Raw genomic sequence first — 21,320 nt, 5'->3', positions numbered from 1 at the left:
CGGGTGCGGGGAACGGGTTCTCGATGCGGAACGGCGTCGCCGCGAACCCGGTTCATCCCCGCGGGTGCGGGGAACGGTCTACCTTGATCCACTGCCCCGGGGTCAGGCCCGGTTCATCCCCGCGGGTGCGGGGAACGGGATTTCAGCCGGCCGTTGGTGGTGGAGCCCGGCGGTTCATCCCCGCGGGTGCGGGGAACGGGAGCGCATCGAACTCGGGCCCTTGACGCCGCCCGGTTCATCCCCGCGGGTGCGGGGAACGGGCCGTGCCAGTTCTGGTTCAGCCGGTTCAGCACGGTTCATCCCCGCGGGTGCGGGGAACGGGTAAGCGACGCCCGGCTCCGGCCAGCGGACAGCGGTTCATCCCCGCGGGTGCGGGGAACGGGGCGACAGCCGGTTCGCCGGCCCGCCGTCCGTCGGTTCATCCCCGCGGGTGCGGGGAACGGCCGGTGATTCACGTTCAGGGCACTGCAGTCAGCGGTTCATCCCCGCGGGTGCGGGGAACGGAAGGGTGCGGCGGCGTGAAGGCCGTCGTTCCACGGTTCATCCCCGCGGGTGCGGGGAACGGCCGCAGAGACGATGCGGAAAGTCGTGTAGTCGCGGTTCATCCCCGCGGGTGCGGGGAACGGTTCTCGTCGTCCGCCGCCTGGTCATCCTCGACCGGTTCATCCCCGCGGGTGCGGGGAACGGGACCTCGCTGAGTGGTTGGATAAGAACCACGACGGTTCATCCCCGCGGGTGCGGGGAACGGCGACCCGGAAGTGCTGTAGTAGTGAACCTCGTCGGTTCATCCCCGCGGGTGCGGGGAACGGCCTGGCGTTTTCGATCACGCCGCTGGAGGTGCCGGTTCATCCCCGCGGGTGCGGGGAACGGTGGCAGATGCTCTATGCCGCGCACCGTAGCGGCCGGTTCATCCCCGCGGGTGCGGGGAACGGCAGTAGACGAGTCCCAAGCTCTCAACGGCCGTCGGTTCATCCCCGCGGGTGCGGGGAACGGGATCACGCACAGCGGGTTCTCGGCCAGGAACCCGGTTCATCCCCGCGGGTGCGGGGAACGGGACTCGCGTCGCGCTCGACGGTACGCGCGCTGCGGTTCATCCCCGCGGGTGCGGGGAACGGCGGTCGCTCAGCGCGTCGCGATGATGAAGCAGCGGTTCATCCCCGCGGGTGCGGGGAACGGTTCACGACCTCGCGGTTCAGCGTGCCGAAGAGCGGTTCATCCCCGCGGGTGCGGGGAACGGGGCCGGTATCTCGGCCACACGTCCGAAACGAGCGGTTCATCCCCGCGGGTGCGGGGAACGGACCGGCTCGTCTTCCCACCATTCGCGGACCCGCGGTTCATCCCCGCGGGTGCGGGGAACGGCGTCCAGATCTCCCAACCCCGGTCTGCAAATGCGGTTCATCCCCGCGGGTGCGGGGAACGGTCGACTCAGCCGACTCCCTGACTCCTGCTCTTCGGTTCATCCCCGCGGGTGCGGGGAACGGGCGCTCAGCAACCGTTCGCATAGTCAAAGTTCCGGTTCATCCCCGCGGGTGCGGGGAACGGGAGTCGTGGACGCGGCCGCTGCCGTAGCCAAACGGTTCATCCCCGCGGGTGCGGGGAACGGAACGCAAACAAGAACGGCCGCAAACAAGTCCGCGGTTCATCCCCGCGGGTGCGGGGAACGGGCGCGGTACGACGATCGCATCTGGTCGTTCGGCGGTTCATCCCCGCGGGTGCGGGGAACGGTGCGACACCAGGTTTAGGTTCAACGTGAGCGTCGGTTCATCCCCGCGGGTGCGGGGAACGGGCTTGTCGTAGGTCGTTCTCATGCCGGGACCTCGGTTCATCCCCGCGGGTGCGGGGAACGGGGCCCGGGCTTCCTCCGGAGATCCGGGCATGACGGTTCATCCCCGCGGGTGCGGGGAACGGTGATCAACCGCTTGCTTTCCTTCACTGCCTTGCGGTTCATCCCCGCGGGTGCGGGGAACGGATCCCGACCGCCCAGCGGAGCGCCCCGGTCGACGGTTCATCCCCGCGGGTGCGGGGAACGGTTCACTTGGGCGCCTGCTGCGATCCCGTCCAGCGGTTCATCCCCGCGGGTGCGGGGAACGGATGCCGAGCATCACCAGGTCGAACCACACCTCCGGTTCATCCCCGCGGGTGCGGGGAACGGATGAGCGAACCTCAAGTCTGGCACGAAGCCTCCGGTTCATCCCCGCGGGTGCGGGGAACGGTTCGCGAGGTCCCTGGCGTGCCCGAGCGACTCCGGTTCATCCCCGCGGGTGCGGGGAACGGTGCGGCCGAACTCAAGCGGCGGACCCCATACCCGGTTCATCCCCGCGGGTGCGGGGAACGGTCCGCAGCATCAACGGCCGCAAGTAGATCCCGCGGTTCATCCCCGCGGGTGCGGGGAACGGCCCAACACCTTCGGGAAGGACGGGGACTGGTTCGGTTCATCCCCGCGGGTGCGGGGAACGGCGCTCGGGCGCGTTCCGTTCGAGCTCCTCCTCCGGTTCATCCCCGCGGGTGCGGGGAACGGGATTCTTGGCGCTCCCCTTTTTCGGTTGTCCTCGGTTCATCCCCGCGGGTGCGGGGAACGGGTTGCTAGGGTGCCAGTCGTGGACTGGCAGGACGGTTCATCCCCGCGGGTGCGGGGAACGGGGGGACGGGGGCGCGTAGACCAGCAGCGCGTCCGGTTCATCCCCGCGGGTGCGGGGAACGGCCGCCGGTGCCGATCACCTCGGCGGCTTTCGCCGGTTCATCCCCGCGGGTGCGGGGAACGGCCACCATGACCCATGCGGTTGGTTGCCTGTCTCGGTTCATCCCCGCGGGTGCGGGGAACGGCCAGCCTTGAGGCGCCAACGCCAGTGCTCCCTCGGTTCATCCCCGCGGGTGCGGGGAACGGATCTTGCCGCCGACCTCCGCCATCTGCGTGTGCGGTTCATCCCCGCGGGTGCGGGGAACGGAGCGCGACGAACTCGATCGAGTGATCGATCTGCGGTTCATCCCCGCGGGTGCGGGGAACGGTGCGCGATGACGCGCTGAGTGAGCGCGGTCGTCGGTTCATCCCCGCGGGTGCGGGGAACGGTGCAACATCGCAATCGGAACCGCCTGCGCCCTCGGTTCATCCCCGCGGGTGCGGGGAACGGTGCACCGTTCGCGCAACACCGGTGCACAGCCCCGGTTCATCCCCGCGGGTGCGGGGAACGGTCCACGTCCTCGCCCCGGCTGATGCGGATCAGCGGTTCATCCCCGCGGGTGCGGGGAACGGACGGTGACCTCGAAGTCAACCTCGGACTCGGCCGGTTCATCCCCGCGGGTGCGGGGAACGGAGACGTCCGGCCGGCGGCGACGACGGCTGGTTCGGTTCATCCCCGCGGGTGCGGGGAACGGACGTTACCGGTGTGGGTGCCGGTGAGCGTGAACGGTTCATCCCCGCGGGTGCGGGGAACGGCCGTGCGGGAAGATCCGGTACTGGAACTGCACCGGTTCATCCCCGCGGGTGCGGGGAACGGGTCCTCTACGCGGCGATCCGCAAGCCAAACATCGGTTCATCCCCGCGGGTGCGGGGAACGGGACGAGGTTGCGCGGGTTGATCAAGCCCGACTCCGGTTCATCCCCGCGGGTGCGGGGAACGGTGCTCGCGCTTCGCCTTGCTCCAGCCCTTCGGCGGTTCATCCCCGCGGGTGCGGGGAACGGCTGTTGGGCGTCAGCCGTGGCCTGGTGATGGGCGGTTCATCCCCGCGGGTGCGGGGAACGGGTGATCGCCAGGTGCTCGAAGGTGCGCGGGGTCGGTTCATCCCCGCGGGTGCGGGGAACGGCATCCCGTTCTGACCCAAAGGAGGGAAAGTAGCGGTTCATCCCCGCGGGTGCGGGGAACGGCGCCGGATCTACGTCCACAAGTCGCACCTGGACGGTTCATCCCCGCGGGTGCGGGGAACGGGTGTGTTCACGTCCAAGGAAGCTCGGCTGCACCGGTTCATCCCCGCGGGTGCGGGGAACGGGTCGTCCCGTCGTCGTGCGTGCGCGTCCAGTCCGGTTCATCCCCGCGGGTGCGGGGAACGGCCGGTCGATCTCGCGCTGGAGTGCACGGATCTCGGTTCATCCCCGCGGGTGCGGGGAACGGCGTTCGTAAGTCGGAACAAGGCTGTGCGCTGGCGGTTCATCCCCGCGGGTGCGGGGAACGGGCTTGCGACTACCGGCCCCTGTTCACGCGCGCCGGTTCATCCCCGCGGGTGCGGGGAACGGATCCCCTCCCGGAGCCGCTTCCGGAGAGCGGCCGGTTCATCCCCGCGGGTGCGGGGAACGGCAAACGGTCGGTGCCGGTGGTGCCGGCCAGAACGGTTCATCCCCGCGGGTGCGGGGAACGGTCGAAAGCCGTCCTGCTTGACCGACTCGAAGACGGTTCATCCCCGCGGGTGCGGGGAACGGCAGGGTCGGGGGCTTGCCGCTCTCGCCGCTGCCGGTTCATCCCCGCGGGTGCGGGGAACGGGTCCGTGCCTGGCTGATTGCCGCCGACGAAGCCGGTTCATCCCCGCGGGTGCGGGGAACGGGCCCTCCCATGCATCGTTGATCGTGACCAGCCCGGTTCATCCCCGCGGGTGCGGGGAACGGCCAGGCACCGGGGACGGCATGATCCCCACGTTCGGTTCATCCCCGCGGGTGCGGGGAACGGGCTGAGTTGACACCCGCGATCCTCCCTGCCACCGGTTCATCCCCGCGGGTGCGGGGAACGGGTGGCGCCGTCGGCCCCGGACAGGTCGGCGATCGGTTCATCCCCGCGGGTGCGGGGAACGGCGTCGGCGGCTGGCGGCAGCCGAGCGCCGCTACGGTTCATCCCCGCGGGTGCGGGGAACGGCGTCGGCGGCTGGCGGCAGCCGAGCGCCGCTACGGTTCATCCCCGCGGGTGCGGGGAACGGCGTCGGCGGCTGGCGGCAGCCGAGCGCCGCTACGGTTCATCCCCGCGGGTGCGGGGAACGGTCGGTCATGGTCGCGAGCACCGCCTGATGCTCCGGTTCATCCCCGCGGGTGCGGGGAACGGACTAACTGTATCTTGTTGTTGTCAAAGAACTTGCCGGTGGGTCCTTCGTCCACGGGCGAAATCGGTCGTTTCGCAGGCCCATCACGAAGGTCAATCGGTCACGTCCTCCAGCGGTGGGGAGAACGTCACCAGCTTCAGCCCGTCGAAGTCGTGAGGCATGCGTCGGTTGAGACCGACAGTGTCGAAGTCGAACCCTTGATCGGTCTGGGCTGTCCAGCAGATCAGACCGTCGCCGTCGTCGATGCCGGCGCAAACCTGCTCCCAGATTCGGTCGCGGACCCGAGCCGAGTAGTCGCCCACGTAGACCCCGGCTCGGATCTCCAGGAGCCAGACAGCGAGCCGGCCGCGCAGGCGGGGCGGTGCGTTGCTAACCGCGATGACCATCATCGCCGCTTTGCTCCTCGTCGAAGGCCGGACCCATTGCTTCAGCGGGCGGCTCGGGGCGAGGCAACTCGCCGGCACTGAGCACGTCGTCAATGGAAGGGATGATCCGTCTCAGCAGCTTCGTTCGGCGGAAACTGTCCCGACAGCCGAGACGCACGGCCCTCTCGATCGGCATGTCGAGCCTGCCCTTCTCGGCGCGGCCAGCGACGCGGAACGCTTCCGGAACGACTGTCTCCAGCTTCCACAGATCGGCGATGTCGTAGACGAAGCTGCGCGGCTTCCCGGTGTGCAGGAACCCGATCGCGGGCGCGTAGCCGGCCGCCAGGACTGCCGCTTCGCATAATCCGTGCAGGCACGCGGTAGCGGCAGACAGACAGCGGTTGGCCGTGTCGGCGCTACTCCAGTCGCGAGGATCGTAGCGGCGCCTCTTCCAGGCGACATGGTAGCGCTGCGCCAGTAGCTTGTAGGTCTGGCGAACGCGCTGCCCCTCGATGCCCCGGAGTTGCTCGATCGACCGTCTCGACGGTGCTTCCGTTCCGAATCGCAGGGAGTACATCTTCCGTACTACCCGCAACCTCGCAGCAGGGTCCAGTGCCAACTGGGCTTGCCACAGAAGCCGGTCCGAACGCGCCCCGCCCGGTTGGCCGGCCGAGTAGAGCCGCACACCGGCCTCGCCCACCCAGGTGACAAGGGTGCCGGCCCTCGCGGCCAGGGAGACGGCAGCGTGGCTGATGCGAGCCCCTGGCTCCAGCATCAGACAGGCCAGGCCTCCGATCGGAATGTGGGTTCGCGTACCGTCCGCGTTGATGGCCACGAAGGCCCCGTCCACTACGTCAACTCGGGCTCGCTCCACGAAGACCAGGGCCGAGCGGTCCTTCAGGGGGATCGGCTTCGGCGGCGGCAAGCCAGGGAGAGGCATCAGGCGCGCCGGATAAGCATGAGGCCGCACCCCCACGCCTTCGCTCGGCCGAAGCCCTTGGCGAGGGCCGGGACGAAGGCCTCGGGGCTCGTGACCTCGATCGACCCGATCAGATCGAGGATGCCGAGCGTGGCGCCCTGACGGCGACGGCGTCCCAGGTTGATCGTCGAGTAGTTCTCCACTGCTGTGAAGTGCGGCCTGAATCCCCTGGAGACGCCCTGGCGCGCCAGCCACTCGCCGGCAGCGTCCCCTGCGATCCTCTCTCGCAACTCCGACCGGCTGTCTCCCGCGAGTTCTTCGCCGTACAGGCGATCCATGACGATGTCGACACGGCGGTCCTTTCGCTGGCGTTTCGGGCCACGGCTGGCGGCAGCCCTGTCCTTGGTCGCGTTCGCGCGTAGCTTGAACTGCAGGCGATCACCGGCGCGGAGCCTCGGTTCAAAGAGCTTCGTTTCATGCGGTTCGAAGAGGTCGTTCGGTGTCGGCATCCTCGCGGAGAGGGCCAGAAACCGCCCCCTGCTGTCGTAGCGCCACAGGAAGTCCCTTTCTCGTGCGGCGTCGTCCGAGAACACGGACCACATCAGCCGGTGGTGCGCGTCGGCGGCCTGGCCCGCTTCCGGTGGATCGAGCAGTGGCATGAGCGCCGCGGTGGGCGCAGCCCGCTTCAGGGTCAGTCGTGAGAAGTAGAGCGTCACTCGTCCACCGGCAGTTCGCGGGGCCGGGCGACGTGCACGGTGCGAGGCCCGAAGTGCCAGGCGGTGCGGTCCAACGGTTCATCCCACCGGACCTGCTCCCGCGCGCCCGGCAACGCTTCGTCCGATGCGATGGACAAGGGCTGTCGAGGATCGAGCCGCGACTCGAGGAACGGGGGAAGGCGAATACGGTGCAACGCTTCAACGAACGATCCGGCCTCGACCACTCTGGGCGCCATCGGCGCGGCCAGTGGGCAGGACTTGCGGCCGAGGTACGGGACGAAGTAGGGCTGCATCAGGGCTCTCTGCAGCTCATGGAGGTCGCCGGAACCCCAGAGGGCGACCCCGAAGGCGCAGTCGGTGCGGTAGTCGCGTCGGGTCACGACCGGGTTGTCTCCGCTTCGAAGAGCTCCGAGGGCCTCGCGTCGCGTAGACGGTCGCTTGATTCGTGCCGTCGGCACCGCCTGAACGGTATGGAAGTCGCGGAACTGCCCTCCGCTCGACAGCGTCGAGACCGCGACCCGCCAGTCCGAAAGCCCTTCCTGTCCCGGCCGATCGGCTCGCCTGATACCCAGTGCCGCACCCACCAGACCGAGGATCGCGGAGCGCGACGGCCACGCGTCTGAACCCCGGCGTTCGTGTCCCGCTAGGTCGCCGAATGAACCGATTGGCGCGACGAGCGTGAAGACGACGTACTCAGCCACCCGCGACCGCGCCCTCCGCGAAGGTTCGGAGCGCCGCGAGTGTTCCCTGGCCCGCCGCGACGTTCATGCTGGCGGTCGTGTCGCAGCAGGCCCCGTACGCCGCGTCGAGTTGGGCCGCGAGACTCTCCAGCGCCTCGACGGATGCCGCCATCAGGTCGTCGCCGTCGACCGGTTTGAAGAAAGCACCCGCCAGACTGCGGGGTTGAGCGTTGCCCAACTCGGCCCGGATGTAGCCTGCCCGGGTCTGATGCGCGAAGCTGTTCCGCTTGCCGGAGGGCGTCGCTGTCGCGAGGGCTTCGGCCAGCGCGCCAACTGACCGCGCGGCGAGGTCCCGGTCGCCGGCGAGATTCTCCACGAGCAGTTTCAGGTCGACGCAGGCGTAGAGGTAGAACACGCCGGAACCGAAGCCGGCTTCTCCAACGAAACCGGCGCCAGCATCCTCGCTCGGCTCCTTCAGGTCGTCCACGGCTGTGTAGTAGTCGTCATCGACGATGGCGCGGTGAGTGGTGAAGGCATGACTGACCTGCACGGCGGCCTCACGGTTGAAGTGGGGGTCGTCCGCCAGCATGCGGCCGAACATGGCGACATCGGCCGCTCCGTCCGCTTTCCTCAGGACCAGCTTCTTCAACTCCTTGTTGTCTGGCAGTTTCTCGCCGGTGAGTGCCTTCTTCGCCCACTCGATCGCCGCGTCCTGCTCGTCCGGTGAGATGAAGGCAAGTTGCCGTGTGCGGATGTGTCCCTCCTTCTTCGCACCCTCATCTACCTTGCCGAACACGTCGGCCACGTCGCGTGCGACAGCGTCGATCTGCTCATCGTTTTCGGTGACACCCTTCAGCGTGTCCCGCACGACTTCGCCGATTCGCTGCGTTCGATCACCCAGATGGCCGGCAAGGGCCATCTCCATCGCGTCGGAGAGGCGGGCAGCGCGCTTCAGGGACTGGCTTGAGATGCGGAGTCGGGGAGCACCACCGAAGGTCGCAGTCTTCGGTCGGCCCAGATCGTCCCGATTCGGGTTGGAAATGGGATACACGGTGAGGTAGTGAAGTTGGAGAAAACCGCTCATGCGCTCTCTTTCGCTGAAGTTGGCTTGGCGTCCGCCGCGCCGTGATAGTCGAAGCACCAATCGGTGCGCACTTTGTCGTTCCACCAGTAGAGGTCGGTCGCGAGCTTCGCCACGTTGACGCTTCCATCCACGAGTTGAAGCGAGCGAACCAGTGGGCGCAGGAGCTGACCGGGTTCCTTCGCTCTGATGAGAGCGTCGAAACGGATCCCGCTGAGCGCCTTCGGCTCACCGCTGCCGAAGCGTTGGGCGGCACTCGCGGTCCGATGGTCGGCTACGTGCGCCAGCGCGACGGCGATGAGCGCAAGCCGATCGGGCCCGTCTCTTCGGCGGCGCAAATCATGTCCGCCGTCGATCAGGCGCCGGTTCAAGTCGTGGGTTGCCGGGAGGCATAGCGCCGCAGCTACGCCGGCGGCACGACGGAGCCGCGCCCTCGATTGCTTCGCCGGCCCTCCTTCGCCGACGATTCCAGTCCTCCACCAGCTCATGCAGGTAGCGCCTATCGCCTGGCTCGTTGTCATGCTGCTCTTCCCCCATTGCGCCGTGCCGATGTCGGCTGCAGCCCAAGTGCGTCGAAGATCTTCTTGCCTGCGGCGCTTCGTCCGGCGAAAGCCGCCAGCAACTGGCGGCGGGCACTGATGGCGTCGGCCCGGCGTCCTTCGCTCAAGTCGGTCAGCCCGGGCGTCACTTCTGCATCGAAGATCGTGATGGCGGCGTGACGCAACTGTGTGAGCCAGAGTTCTGGTACGAACTGGCTCACGGCCGACATTCTCCCCAGCGTCTCCTCGAATGCGGTCTGAGTGTTCTCGAACAACGTCTCGCGCGCCCTGAGACCAGCACCCGACCGTGTGTCGTCTTCGCCGACTCCAACGCTGACCAGTCTGGCGAGCGCGAAACCGAGCTGCTCTGCCGCCTCGACTGCGCCAGCGGCTTGGTCCTCGCTTTCCTCGTCAAGAAACCGAAACGCGGGTTGCTCCGACCACACGAAGTCAAGCGGTTTCATGTTGTCCATTGCCCAGCCGCCGACCAACACCGTGCAAGACCCGTGTTCGACATCGCGGAGGTACTGCTCGAGAGCCAAGGGGCGCCGCCGGCCGTCGCTCCGAAGGACGACTCCGCGCCAGTGGCGGTAGCCGAAGCTGCCTGGCTTCGGGTGGGACGGCAGAAAGTCCGTGCCTTTCACGTAGTACGGCGTTAGCGGATGACGCCACTTGGATGTCGGATAGCTCGCACCGTAGGGCCTCTGGATGAACTCTGTTGCGAGGCCCTCGCGTGCAACGAGTCTCAACCGCCGCGGCTGGCCGAAGAAGACCTCCGGGTCCGGCCTCGTCGGACTCTCGCTCTCAGGGAACGTCTCGGGCGTCTGGCCGCCCACCGGGCGCGACACCTTCGTCGGTCTCATCCACGGTAAGGCGTCGAACTCGCTGACCGTCAGCGGCTCTCCGTGTGGCACGTTCGCCCATACGAGCGGCCAAAGTCCGCCGTCGCCCGGTTTCACCAGGCAGACCATCGGGCCGCCACCGCGGAGCGACGTGCGGTTGCCCGCCCCGCCGGAGGGTGCGAAAGCCTGCAACGCGTAAAGAGCCATTGCGGCTAGCGGCAACGGCAATGGGTCGTACCGGTCACGGCGGATCATCAGGTCCTGGTTCTTCCTCGATGTGCTGTCGCCAGCACTGTCGATGAACAGGCGTTCGATGGGGATGCCGTTTCCTTCAAGCGGCTCCAAGTCCTGAAGGAACCGCGGCCCGTCGCCCAGGAGTTCGAACGCTGGCGCCAAGGGTTCCAACGCAGCCCTGAGGACGCTCGCCTCTGGTGGGTTCGCCCGGTCGTCGCTTCCTCTCGGTGGGTGAGCCAGGTACATCAAGCCGACCAAGAGTTCCAAGCACGCAAGATTCAGATCGGGCCGCGGCCAGTCCGGGCGGAGAACGTCCGGCTCCGCAATCTGGTCGGGCCGGATGACCCTCCGCCCGGAGAGGCAGTGCACCGGGATCCAAGGGTCGTTAATCAGGTTCAGCGTCGCCAAGGGTCGCAGATTCGTCGCGAAGATGGTTCGGTCCAAGTGTGTTGATCGCGTAACGAGCACGAAAGAGTACTCGATTCGCTGCCGATCCGTGATCTTCGACTGCGACCTTGTGACGGAACAGCATCCAAGGCTGCGGTCCCAGGTGGGACTGGAGAGTGGCGCTGCTGTCAGCCGACGAACTCGACGCCGAGCTCGCTGTCGTAGCGCAATCCCTCGCAGATGGAGCCGTCGTCCGCGACGGGAGCGACGAACACGAACGCCTTGGTCCACTTCGGCCAGCCTTCGCGCACTTCCGCGATTTCGGGCCGGTCTTGATCCACTCCCACGAGGTTCCCGTACCTGTGGGCCGACACCTGCGTTTCCGAAGACTGCCACCCGAAGGCTCCGTTGCCGGCCCAGGGCTCGATTCTGCCGTTCATGGCCCTCGCCAAACGCAGCGTGACCTGCGGGATGCCGAGCCGGGTCGGGAAGCGATCGTCGTCGAACACCCGCTGCATCTGCAGTTGGTCGTACTCGTCGTTGGCGTCGAGCACCAACATCAACGCCTGCTGCGCTTCGCTCATCTCCCGCCCCTGGGTCTCGAACTCGGACGGCTCCAACGCCGCGGGCACGGGTTCCTTTTCGTCGCCGTGAACCGCTTCGATCAGGTCACGCAGGCCACTGGGAGCCCGGATCACGCCTCGATCGAACAGGGTGTTGGCGGTGCGCCACTGGACGTCCAGGGGGTAGACCAGGGCCCCCGGTCCTAGCACACGCTTCAACCAGTTCACGTCGTCGACGTGGGCCGGATCGGGCGCAAGGACGTGCAGCGTTGGCCCGGCGACCGGGCGCCGGTCAGCCGGACGCAGATCCATGTGGCGCCAGAGCCGGCCGGCGCGCTGGATCAGCGAGCCGACCGGCGCCAGGTCGGAGATCATCAGGTCGAAGTCGAGGTCGAGCGAGGCTTCGACGACTTGAGTGGCGATCAGGATGCGCCCTTCTCTCCCGCTGCCCTCTCGCCCGAAGCGGCTCTGCAGGGCGCGCTCGTGCCTCAGGCGGTCGGCGACGGTGAATCGTGCGTGAAGCAGGTCGGCCTCGATCCCCGCGGCTCGTAGCGCAGTCACTGCAGCGATGGCGGAGTCCACGGCGTTTCGCACCCAGACACAAGCTGCGCCCTTCTGGGCACCGTGGCGGAGCAGGGCCAGAGCCGCCTCCTCATCGGCAAGCCGGCGCACCTTGACGTCGCGGCATGTCGCCGGGACGGGATCCGGGCTAGAGGCCCTAACGTCGCTCCCAATGAGATGCAGCGCGGGGTAGCTCCTGCCCGAGATGACCGGTGGGCGACGCACTCCGAGACCTCTCTGGAATGCTCGCGTGTAGCCATCGCGCATCTCGAGAGGCAGCGTCGCGGTCATGACGACCGCCGATCCGCCAAGCCTGGCCTGGAACTCCAACAACCGTTGAAGCTGCGTCTCCATGTACGGGTCGAACTCGTGTGCCTCGTCCACGATCAGGATGTGCTCGGAGAGAGCCTTGAGCCTGAGGGTGTTGAACCGCGTGGGCAACACGGCCATCAAGGCCTGATCGATCGTGCCGACGCCAACGTCGGCCAACAGGATCCGACGACGATCGTCCGCGAGCCATGGACCGCAGCTCACCTCGACGCCGGGGTCCGACCCATCCCGACCGCGGATGCTGCGAAAGAGCTCGTTCAGGTTCGCCCTGCCATGCGTGAGGCCCAAGCTTGGCGTTCCCTCGAAGAGGCGAGGGGCGATCTCCTCGAGTCTTGCGAGCATCGCGTTCGAGGTCGCCATCGTCGGTAGAGCGAAGAAGAAGCCACGAGCCTTGCCGACCGCCATCATTCGCGCGGTCAGGATCAAAGCCGCTTCCGTCTTGCCGGCGCCTGTCGCGTCCTCGATCAGAGCGAGACAGGCTCCGTCTGGTAGCTCGACATCGCCCACCGCCGATTGCATCGGGCGCGGTATCTGGGAACCCAGAAGGACATGCCGCGCGCCATCTGGGAGCGCGCGCGCGCTACGGAGGCCCGCCTTGGAGATTGCGGCTTCGGCCCGGCTCAGCGCGTCGGCCCAGTAGACACCCACCGGTGTTGCGGCGCTACGGGCTCCAAACCAATCGGTGTTTGACCCGATCCAGTCGGCCTGGACCGTTAGTCCGGAGAGCAACCACGACAGACGGCGAGCCTCGGACTCGTTCAACGCGTTTAGGGACGCGTTCGGCAGGAGCTCACCGACAGTTCGGATCACTCTCGGCGCCACGTCGTTGGCCTCAACACCGATCTGCCTGGCCTGATCCCTGGCTTTCTGCGCGTCCAGACGTTCAGGCGGGCCTCCGTGGTGGCCGGCTACGGCAGCGTAGAGGATCTTCCGGGCGCCTCGTGTTCCTCCAACAAAGCCGGCCACAGTCTCATCGTGGTTGCCGAGAAGCCGGTAACTGTGCTGCCAGTGCCTGAAACCCGAGGGCAGGCTCCCTCGGAGCATCTCGCGGAAGTTCGTGCTGAACTTGCCAAGATCATGAAGGGCTACAAGAAGGACGAGTGCGTCATCGAGCGCGGGGTCGTTCGTCAACGGCGTTCCGGACGTCAGACACTTGGCGACCGCTCCGACGTCCAGCATGTGCCACAACGCGGGGTGCAGGGCGTCGTCGATCGTCTTCCCGGGCCAGGCACCGATCTCGTCAGCGGTCAGCAACTTGCCTCACTTCGCGAGTCCGCTACGAGTCGCACTCGTCCGGCTCGGCCAGTTGGTTTCGCCGCTAGCATCCGACGCCGCATGGTACGCGAGCCGACGGACTCCTTCGTGGCGATCGATTTCGAGATCGCGAACTCCCGTCACGACAGCGCGTGCGCGGTCGGCCTGGCGGCGTGCAGCGGCGGCCAGGTGGTGCAGTCGCGCAGCTACTTGATCCGCCCTCCGGGCAGGCGGTTCACTTTCACCGAGCTCCACGGCTTGGGCTGGGACGATGTGCGCGAAGCGCCGACGTTCCGCGATCTCTGGCCGACATTGCGAGGATGGCTCGCTCGGGCGAGGTTCGTTGCCGCTCACAACGCGAAGTTCGATCGGCGGGTGCTGAACGCCTGCTGCGCTCGAAATCGCCTGCGCGCCCCGCGCAAGCGCTTCGTCTGCACGGTGGAACTGGCCGGGGCTCAGTGGGGTGTCTCTTCGGCCAGGCTGCCCGATGTCTGTCGTCGGCTGGACATCCCTCTGCACCACCACGACGCCGGCTCGGACGCTCTGGCTTGCGCTCGGATTGTCCTTGCCGCGCAGGCGGCGGGCTGGAGTCTCCACTAGACCCGCCCGGACTCGCGGCGCGCCCGCTAGCCCGAGCCCGAATCCGTCCATGTCCATGAGGGGCGCCGACTGGCCGCGCCCGCCGCGGGCCGGGCGCCGGGGCCTGTAATACGATCGTCTCGACGTCGCGGCTGCCCGACGCGGAAGAGCGAAAGGGATGGGGCCGACGATGACGAGTTCGGAGAGTACGGGAGCGGAACCAGCGTGGACCAGAGGACGGGCGGCTGCCCGGCGCAAGGCGTTGACCGACGCGGGGATGGAGCGCCCGGTCGCGGAGACGCTTGTCGACCTGCTGGATGAACAGGCGGCGCCGATGATGACGAGAGCGGAAGCGGATGCCCGGTTTGCGGCGATTCTGGAGCGTCAGGACATGGCGAAAGCCGAGGCGGACGCCCGGTTCGCGGCGATGCTGGAGCGTGACGATGCGAAGCACGCGCAGCACCGGGCGGAGATCAACGCCTGCTTCGCCGAGTTCAAGGGCGAAATGGACACCCGCTTCGCCGAGCTCAAGGGCCACATGGACGCCCGGTTCGGCTCGGTCGAGGGTCGGTTCGGCTCGATTGAGGCCCGGTTCGGCTCGGTCGAGGGACAGATCGCGGGACTGGCCGGTCAGGTGGCCATGCTGAAGTGGACCTTCGGCAGCTTCATGGCCTTGATCACGCTTCTTCTCGGCTTCCTGGGCTACGCGATGGCCTCCGCCGCTTCCTGAGCGGAAGACCCCGCCTGGGCGTTCGACTGGGGCATCGCGGCCCAGTCGCACGTTCGCAACCAGGACCAGAGCGGCTCGTGGCCGACCCTGGAAATCTCCGCGGAGACCTGCAAAACGGGAGATAGGCGGCGTGATTCCTTGACAACGGTTGATGCCCTCGACTGATCGGGTCAGAGGAGGAAGCGCATCTACCGAACGGGATATGCGCGGGCTTTCCTTTGTTGCTATAGGTGCTGCGGGATGGGGTGCTCGCTCGATGCTCGGCGTTTCGCGGTCGTACCGCGCGCCCCTCACCGCGTCATTTTGACGGGGGGGGGGGGGGTAGAAGAGGCACCCAGCGTCGGCCCGGGAACCTCTTGCCCCGGGCTACGGCGCTGATGCGCCGGCGGGCGTTCGCGGCGGCCTTCGCGTTGGGCGCGTTCGCGCTGGCGGCGTCGGCGGCGGCGCAGACCACCGAGGTCAAGTTCGTGGGCAACACCAGCGCCACGCCCGAGTCCGGGTCACTCGCGTTTAGCATCGACCACGCCCAGGCCTTCACCACCGGCAGCCACACCGCTGGCTACAGGTTGACCGGCGTGGACCTTCGAGTGGAGCGTGGGATCGGCCAGCTGCCGAGCTACACAGTGCAGATCCACTCGGACTCGTCCACTTGCGACCCAACCAGTCTGACCAGTTGTCCAGGCGCCAGCCTGGGCACGTTGACAAACCCGTCCTCCTGGCCGGCTGGAACCGCGCTCATCCGGTTCTCGGCGCCAACCGGCGGCGTAGCGCTGAACGCCAGCACGAAGTACTGGTTGCTGAAGGACGTCGCCGCCTCCCCAGGCGCTCTCTACAATGTCTTGGAAACAGAGTCCGACGCCGAAGACAGCGGAAAGTCGCCGGGTTGGAGCATCTCGGACTCCTTCCTGGGCCGATCCCGTGGTACTGCTTCCGGCTGGGGCTGGAGCGACTCCGAGTCTCTTGTTCTCGCGATCTACGGTCAGCCGTCCCTGCCGTCGGGCTGCGGCAGCGGCGGCGACGCCGCCTGGTTCAAGGGCGTCGCGTCGGACACGTCGTCGATCACGGTCACGTTCGCCGACACGCTTCCGGATACGGGTTCCGGCGTACTCACACTCTGCCACTCGGACGGCTCGTTCAACGACGCGTACACGACCGACGACAGCGGCGCCACCGCGGGGAACTTCACTCCGATGGCCGACGGCACCAAGACGGTGCAGCGCGGTGAGAACAGCTCCACGGGTGACTTGCTGGAGCCGGCGACCGACTACTGGATCGCGTTCAACGCGTTGGGCTCCAGCGCGTCGAGCAGTTGGATGTACATCCGCACGGCCTCCAATCCGTCGGTCACGATCTCCGGCGGTTCGGCGGTGACGGAGGGCACGGCTGCGGAGTTCACGGTGACGGCGGACCCGGCGCCGGGCGCGAACCTGACGGTCAACCTGGCGGTGTCGGAGTCGGCGGGCAGCGACCACGTGGCTGCCGCGGACGAGGGCTCGAAGACGGTGACGATCACCGCCGGCAGCAAGACGGCCACGTACTCGGTGACCACGCAGGGCGACACGACGGATGAGCCGAACGGCTCGGTGACGGTGAGGGTGGCCTCGGGCAGCGGCTACGACGTGGGCTCGACCAGCTCCGCCAACGTGACGGTGAACGACGACGACAATCCGGCATTGCCGTCGGGCTGCGGGACCGGCGCCGGCGGCGCGTGGTTCCAGAGCGTCACTTCGGCCACCTCGTCCATCATGGTCACGTTCGCCAATCCGCTTCCGACGTCCGCCACGACACAGGGCTCTCTCTGGCTCTGCCATGCGGACGGTTCGCACCACAGGGCGTACACGACGGACGACAGCGGCGTCACGGCGGGGACCTTCCTCGCGACGGCAACGGGCATGAAGACGGTGGAGCGCGCCGAGAACAGCTCCACGGGAAGAACCCTGTCGGAGGCGACCGACTACTGGATCCTCTATCGAACCGGCGACTCCGCGTCGAGCAGTTGGATGTACGTTGGCACGGACTCCTCCGGTCCGACGATCACGATCTCCGGCGGTTCGGCGATTACGGCGGGTTTCGTCCCGGCGAGCTTCACGGTGACGGCGGACCCGGCGCCGAGCGCGAACCTCACGGTCAACCTGCAGGTTAACGGGGTACATGTGGCGGAAGACGACCGAAAAAGCCCGACAGTGACGATCGCCTCCGGCGACACGACGGCCACCTACCTGGTGCCCACATTTAGCGGCTTAGACAGTGCGAACAGCGTGGTGACGGTCACGGTGGTGTCGGGCACCGGCTACACCGTGGGCACGACCAGCTCCGCCGACGTGGCGGCGAGCGACCCGGCGCAGCCGGGACCGTCGGGTCCGTCCGGACCGTCGGGTCCGTCCGGACCTTCGGGTCCATCGGGGCCGTCAGGTCCTTCGGCGCCTCAACCGGAACCCGAGCCCGAGCCGGAACCCGAGCCCGAGCCGGAACCCGAGCCCGAGCCGGAACCGGAGCCTCCTCCTCCGCCCCCGTCGCCGCCGCGCGCCGCGATCACGGCGGACGCCGGTTGCGCCGGCGATCTCTGCCGCGCCCGCACCGGCGCTCCGGTGTTCTTCGACGACGAAAGCGCCGGCACGGTGACCTCACGGCGCTGGGACTTCGGCGACGGAACGACGTCCCGGTCCCCGGCGCCCCGGCATGCCTGGGCCTCGCCGGGCTTCTACGAGGTCACACTGACGGTGTCGGACGGCACGGTCGAGTCGACCGCCTCGCTGACGTTCCTGGTCGAGGCGGCCGAGCCTGCCGGGACCTGCGTCGCCGACGCCGGGATGCGCTGCCTGCTGGACTCGCGCTACGCGGTCACCGCGGAGTGGCGCAACGCGAACGGCGACGGCGGCGCCGCCTCGGTGGTCCACGCCGGCACGAACGAGTCGGGGCTGTTCCGGTTCTTCGACGCGGACAACTGGGAGGTGCTGATCAAGCTGCTGGACGGCTGTTCGGCGAACGGCCACGTGTGGGTGTTCGGGGCTTCGACGACGGACCTGGGCTACGTGATCCGGGTGGTGGACACGGTGACCGGAACGTCGAAGGAGTACGGCAACGAGCCGGGCATGCCGGCTCCCGCGATCACCGACGTCACGGCGTTTCCGGAGGGCTGCCGGCCCTAGGGTTCAAATGACGCGCGCATCCTGTCCGCGCTGACTGACCATACGGGGCACACAGGATTCTTCGGCGCGGGAGTGTCTTCAGGGCGTTTCAAGCACCGTGCACTCGAGCGCGGGTACGCGCAGATAGTCCTGGTCGAAGGTCAGGAGGTGGCCGTGACACTCGAGCGTGCAAGCAGCGATCCAGACGTCATTCAATGGGATGGGCGTACCGGCGGTTCGGAGCGACACGAAGACACGGGCGTAGTGGCGAACAGTCGCGGGCGTCACGTTCAACACGTTGACGAACGGTTCGGCCAGGAGCTCCGCGAGCACCCGTCTGTTCTCGGCGGCTCGACTTCCTCGTTCGAAGGCTGCTTCCAGTTCTCCGAGGACGACGACAGGCACTGACACCCGCACGGCGTCCGTGAGTCGTGCGAGTACTTGGGGGTGTCCCTTGCGGAGGTGCGAGTAGGCGCTGGTGTCGAGGACGAGTCGATCGATCGTCTTCATTCCCAGTACTGCCGGTCGATCACGCGCTGTTCCGCCAGTGCCGCGTCGAACTCGCGGGCGTCTTCATCGGTCCAGGTGGCGTAGCGGAGCAGGCGTTCTCGCCGGGCGTCCGGGCCGACTGCCTCACGCAGGACCTGCAGCACCGTGGTGTTGAGGCTCTCGCCTCGCTCCGCGCTGATGGCGCGTAGCCGGGAAGCCAGATCAGCGTCTACGTTTCGTATGGTCAGTTGAGTTGAAGGCACGACAGCACCAGTATGTACTCGTGTTGTCATTACGTCAACTCCTGGAGAGGAAGAGGTAAAGGGGTCGCGCTCTCCGGCCGGGTTTTCTTTCCTCCTCTCCTGGCGCTGGAGACCTCCAGGACGAGAGGTGGCGAAAGCCACCAGTGGAAAGGACTTTCTGACCTCCGACGGCGGTGAGAAGGGCGCTGATCTGTCTCCCACACGGGAGATGCAAGAGGCCTTTCGCCTGTTGTAGAAGACCCCCGGCGACGAGTTCGGTCTACGCAGTTTCGGGAGAGCCAAGGACATGACTGATGCCTCTGTTGGGCGCACACTTCAGCGCGGGTCGCGCCCGCGCGGTTCTTCGCCGTGGCGCTCGTCACAACCACGTCATTTTGGCGGGGGGGGGGGGGGGGTAGAGCCACCCGCTTCGGCAGCCGCTCGCTTCGGGCGGCGGCTGTGATGCGCCGGCGGGCGTTCGCGGCGTCCTTCTGCTTGGGCGCGCTCGCTCTGGCGGCGTCGGCGTCGGCGCAGACCGAGGTCAAGCTCGTGGGCAACACCAGTGTCACGCCAGAAGGGGTTGGGTTTCGTCACGACCGGGCACAGGCCTTCACTACCGGCAGCGACGGCTACAGGTTGACCGGCGTGGACATTCGACTGACGGGTGGGACCGGGCCGTCGCCGAGCTACACTGTGCAGATCCACTCGGACTCGTCCACCTGCGACCCAACCAGTCTGACCAGTTGTCCAGGCACCAGCCAGGGCACGTTGACAAACCCGTCCTGGCCGGGTTCACCCGGGCTCGCCCGGTTCTCGGCGCCAAGCGGCGGCATAGCGCTGGACGCCAGCACGAAGTACTGGTTGGTGATAGACGTCGCCAACGAAGCAGGCTCCGGTTATGGCACCTCCGTGACAGATCTTGACGTCGAGAACAAATACGACGAGGACAGCGGAGCGTGGCCGGGTTGGAGCATTGCGGACTCCCGGCTGTGGCGGGCTTTCGGTACTGCTTCCGGTTGGTCCAGTAGCGCCGATTCCGTTCTGGTTCTCGCGATCTACGGCCATCCGGCCACCCCGTCGGGCTGCGGCCCCGGCGGCGACGCCGCCTGGTTCAAGGGCGCCACGTCGGATACGTCGTCGATCACGGTCACGTTCGCCGACACGCTTCCGGATACGGGTTCCGGCGTACTCACACTCTGCCACTCGGACGGCTCGTTCAACGACGCGTACACGACCGACGACAGCGGCGCCACCGCGGGGAACTTCACTCCGATGGCCGACGGCACCAAGACGGTGCAGCGCGGTGAGAACAGCTCCACGGGTGACTTGCTGGAGCCGGCGACCGACTACTGGATCGCGTTCAACGCGTTGGGCTCCAGCGCGTCGAGCAGTTGGATGTACATCCGCACGGCCTCCAATCCGTCGGTCACGATCTCCGGCGGTTCGGCAGTGACGGAGGGCACGGCGGCGGCGTTCACGGTGACGGCGGACCCGGCGCCGAGCGCGAACCTGACGGTCAACCTGGCGGTGTCGGAGTCGGCGGGCAGCGACTACGTGGCGGCGGCGGACGAGGGTGCGAAGACGGTGACGATTACCGCCGGCAACGCGACCGCCACCTACTCGGTGACCACGCAGGGCGACACCACGGATGAGCCGAACGGCTCGGTGACGGTGACGGTGGCCTCGGGCAGCGGGTACAACGTGGGCTCGACGAGCCTCGCGAGCGTGACGGTGAACGACGACGACAACCCGGCGTTGCCGTCGGGCTGCGGGATCGGCGCCAGCGGCGCGTGGTTCCAGAGCGTCACTTCGGCCACCTCGTCCATCATGGTCACGTTCGCCAATCCGCTTCCGACGTCCGCCACGACACAGGGGTCGCTCTGGCTCTGTCATGCGGACGGTTCGCACCACAGGGCGTACACGACCGACGACAGCGGCGTCACGGCGGGGACCTTCCTTGCGACGGCCGATGGCACGAAGACGGTGAAGCGCGCCGAGAACAGCTCCTCGGGGCGCATCCTGTCGGAGGCGACGGACTACTGGATCCTGTATCGAACCGGCGACTCCGCGTCGAGCAGTTGGATGTACGTTCGCACGGATTCTTCCGATTCGACGGTAACGATTTCCGGCGGTTCGGCGGTGACGGAGGGCACCGCGGCGAGATTCACGGTGACGGCGGACCCGGCGCCGAGCGCGGACCTGACGGTCAACCTGAGGGTGTCGGAGTCGCCGGGCAGCGACCACGTGGCGGCCGCGGACGAAGGCACGAAGACGGTGACGATCACCTCCGGAAACGCGACCGCCACCTACTCGGTGACCACGCAGGCCGACACCACGGACGAGCCGAACGGCGCGGTGACGGTCATGGTGGTGTCGGGTACCGGGTACACCGTCGGGACGAACAGCGCCGCAAACGTGGCGGTGAACGACGACGACGCGGCACCGCCGGGCCCGTCGGGTCCGTCGGGGCCCTCGGGACCTTCGGGTCCATCGGGGCCGTCAGGTCCTTCGGCGCCTCAACCGGAACCCGAGCCCGAGCCGGAACCCGAGCCCGAGCCGGAACCTGAACCTCCTCCTCCGCCCCCGTCGCCTCCCGAGGCCGCGATCGCGGCGGACGCCGGTTGCGCCGGCGATCTCTGCCGCGCCCGCACCGGCGCTCCGGT

15 protein-coding genes and 1 CRISPR repeat array (1 of these 16 running past the window's edge) are annotated in these 21,320 nt (G+C 67.7%); of the genes, 4 read left to right on the top strand and 11 right to left on the bottom strand.

What is annotated here, in order from left to right:
• Positions 1–5,020: direct repeats of the CRISPR family, unit length 29 nt; unit sequence CGGTTCATCCCCGCGGGTGCGGGGAACGG; it reaches 13 nt to the left of the window's first position.
• A gap of 90 nt (positions 5,021–5,110) precedes the next feature.
• The 8 genes from cas2e to cas3 form a co-directional block, all read right to left on the bottom strand.
• The gene (gene cas2e / locus OXI49_11770) at positions 5,111–5,407 is read right to left on the bottom strand and encodes a type I-E CRISPR-associated endoribonuclease Cas2e (GenBank protein MDE2691182.1); all 297 of its coding nucleotides are present in this window, start codon (positions 5,405–5,407) and stop codon (positions 5,111–5,113) included.
• Positions 5,388–6,323, bottom strand: coding sequence for a type I-E CRISPR-associated endonuclease Cas1e (gene cas1e, locus OXI49_11765; protein MDE2691181.1), 936 nt, complete (start codon positions 6,321–6,323; stop codon positions 5,388–5,390). Before cas1e ends, cas2e begins: the two co-directional genes overlap by 20 nt.
• Positions 6,323–7,018, bottom strand: coding sequence for a type I-E CRISPR-associated protein Cas6/Cse3/CasE (gene cas6e / locus OXI49_11760; protein MDE2691180.1), 696 nt, complete (start codon positions 7,016–7,018; stop codon positions 6,323–6,325). Before cas6e ends, cas1e begins: the two co-directional genes overlap by 1 nt.
• On the bottom strand, positions 7,015–7,719 hold the full coding sequence (cas5e, locus tag OXI49_11755) for a type I-E CRISPR-associated protein Cas5/CasD (protein ID MDE2691179.1): 705 nt from the start codon (positions 7,717–7,719) through the stop codon (positions 7,015–7,017). Before cas5e ends, cas6e begins: the two co-directional genes overlap by 4 nt.
• Positions 7,712–8,782, bottom strand: a complete 1,071-nt coding sequence (gene cas7e / locus OXI49_11750; protein ID MDE2691178.1) for a type I-E CRISPR-associated protein Cas7/Cse4/CasC — start codon at positions 8,780–8,782, stop codon at positions 7,712–7,714. Before cas7e ends, cas5e begins: the two co-directional genes overlap by 8 nt.
• A complete protein-coding gene (gene casB / locus OXI49_11745) occupies positions 8,779–9,267 on the bottom strand; it encodes a type I-E CRISPR-associated protein Cse2/CasB (GenBank protein ID MDE2691177.1) in 489 nt (162 codons plus the stop codon). The genes cas7e and casB overlap by 4 nt, the downstream gene beginning before the upstream one ends.
• Before the next feature lie 29 nt (positions 9,268–9,296).
• On the bottom strand, positions 9,297–10,862 hold the full coding sequence (gene casA / locus OXI49_11740) for a type I-E CRISPR-associated protein Cse1/CasA (protein MDE2691176.1): 1,566 nt from the start codon (positions 10,860–10,862) through the stop codon (positions 9,297–9,299).
• Positions 10,863–10,969: 107 nt separating this feature from the next.
• Positions 10,970–12,754 (bottom strand): CRISPR-associated helicase Cas3', encoded by a 1,785-nt coding sequence (gene cas3 / locus OXI49_11735; GenBank protein ID MDE2691175.1) that lies wholly within the window; start codon positions 12,752–12,754, stop codon positions 10,970–10,972.
• Positions 12,755–13,570: 816 nt separating this feature from the next.
• Here cas3 and OXI49_11730 point away from each other — a divergent pair.
• From OXI49_11730 to OXI49_11720, 3 genes are all read left to right on the top strand, one after another.
• Positions 13,571–14,089, top strand: coding sequence for a 3'-5' exonuclease (locus OXI49_11730; protein MDE2691174.1), 519 nt, complete (start codon positions 13,571–13,573; stop codon positions 14,087–14,089).
• A 169-nt stretch (positions 14,090–14,258) separates the two neighbouring features.
• Entirely contained in the window at positions 14,259–14,798 is a 540-nt protein-coding gene (locus tag OXI49_11725) for a hypothetical protein (GenBank protein ID MDE2691173.1), read from the top strand.
• Between the two features lie 356 nt (positions 14,799–15,154).
• Complete coding sequence (locus tag OXI49_11720) at positions 15,155–17,947, top strand: PKD domain-containing protein (protein ID MDE2691172.1); 2,793 nt, start codon at positions 15,155–15,157, stop codon at positions 17,945–17,947.
• Between the two features lie 78 nt (positions 17,948–18,025).
• Here OXI49_11720 and OXI49_11715 read toward each other — a convergent pair whose 3' ends face one another.
• The 3 genes from OXI49_11715 to OXI49_11705 all read right to left on the bottom strand — a co-directional run bounded on the left by OXI49_11715 (position 18,026) and on the right by OXI49_11705 (position 19,538).
• Complete coding sequence (locus OXI49_11715) at positions 18,026–18,436, bottom strand: PIN domain-containing protein (protein ID MDE2691171.1); 411 nt, start codon at positions 18,434–18,436, stop codon at positions 18,026–18,028.
• Entirely contained in the window at positions 18,433–18,678 is a 246-nt protein-coding gene (locus OXI49_11710) for a hypothetical protein (GenBank protein MDE2691170.1), read from the bottom strand. Before OXI49_11710 ends, OXI49_11715 begins: the two co-directional genes overlap by 4 nt.
• Positions 18,679–19,343: 665 nt before the next feature.
• A complete protein-coding gene (locus OXI49_11705; protein ID MDE2691169.1) occupies positions 19,344–19,538 on the bottom strand; it encodes a hypothetical protein in 195 nt (64 codons plus the stop codon).
• Positions 19,539–19,566: 28 nt separating this feature from the next.
• Here OXI49_11705 and OXI49_11700 point away from each other — a divergent pair.
• Positions 19,567–21,320: hypothetical protein (locus tag OXI49_11700; protein MDE2691168.1), on the top strand; the 1,754-nt coding region annotated here is incomplete at its 3' end.

This window comes from Acidobacteriota bacterium, assembly GCA_028875725.1.
Classification (GTDB): Bacteria; Acidobacteriota; Thermoanaerobaculia; order Multivoradales; family Multivoraceae; genus Multivorans.
Note: the sequence above shows the minus strand (reverse complement) of the source record. Positions and strands in the feature narration are given on the sequence as shown.

Bases quoted from the DNA above. Each gene is read 5' to 3' on its own strand.
- cas2e (MDE2691182.1), bottom strand. From the start codon at position 5,407: ATGATGGTCATCGCGGTTAGCAACGCACCGCCCCGCCTGCGCGGCCGG.
- cas7e (MDE2691178.1), bottom strand. From the start codon at position 8,782: ATGAGCGGTTTTCTCCAACTTCACTACCTCACCGTGTATCCCATTTCC.
- cas1e (MDE2691181.1), bottom strand. From the start codon at position 6,323: ATGCCTCTCCCTGGCTTGCCGCCGCCGAAGCCGATCCCCCTGAAGGAC.
- cas3 (MDE2691175.1), bottom strand. From the start codon at position 12,754: ATGCAATCGGCGGTGGGCGATGTCGAGCTACCAGACGGAGCCTGTCTC.
- OXI49_11725 (MDE2691173.1), top strand. From the start codon at position 14,259: ATGACGAGTTCGGAGAGTACGGGAGCGGAACCAGCGTGGACCAGAGGA.
- OXI49_11730 (MDE2691174.1), top strand. From the start codon at position 13,571: ATGGTACGCGAGCCGACGGACTCCTTCGTGGCGATCGATTTCGAGATC.
- casB (MDE2691177.1), bottom strand. From the start codon at position 9,267: ATGAGCTGGTGGAGGACTGGAATCGTCGGCGAAGGAGGGCCGGCGAAG.
- OXI49_11715 (MDE2691171.1), bottom strand. From the start codon at position 18,436: ATGAAGACGATCGATCGACTCGTCCTCGACACCAGCGCCTACTCGCAC.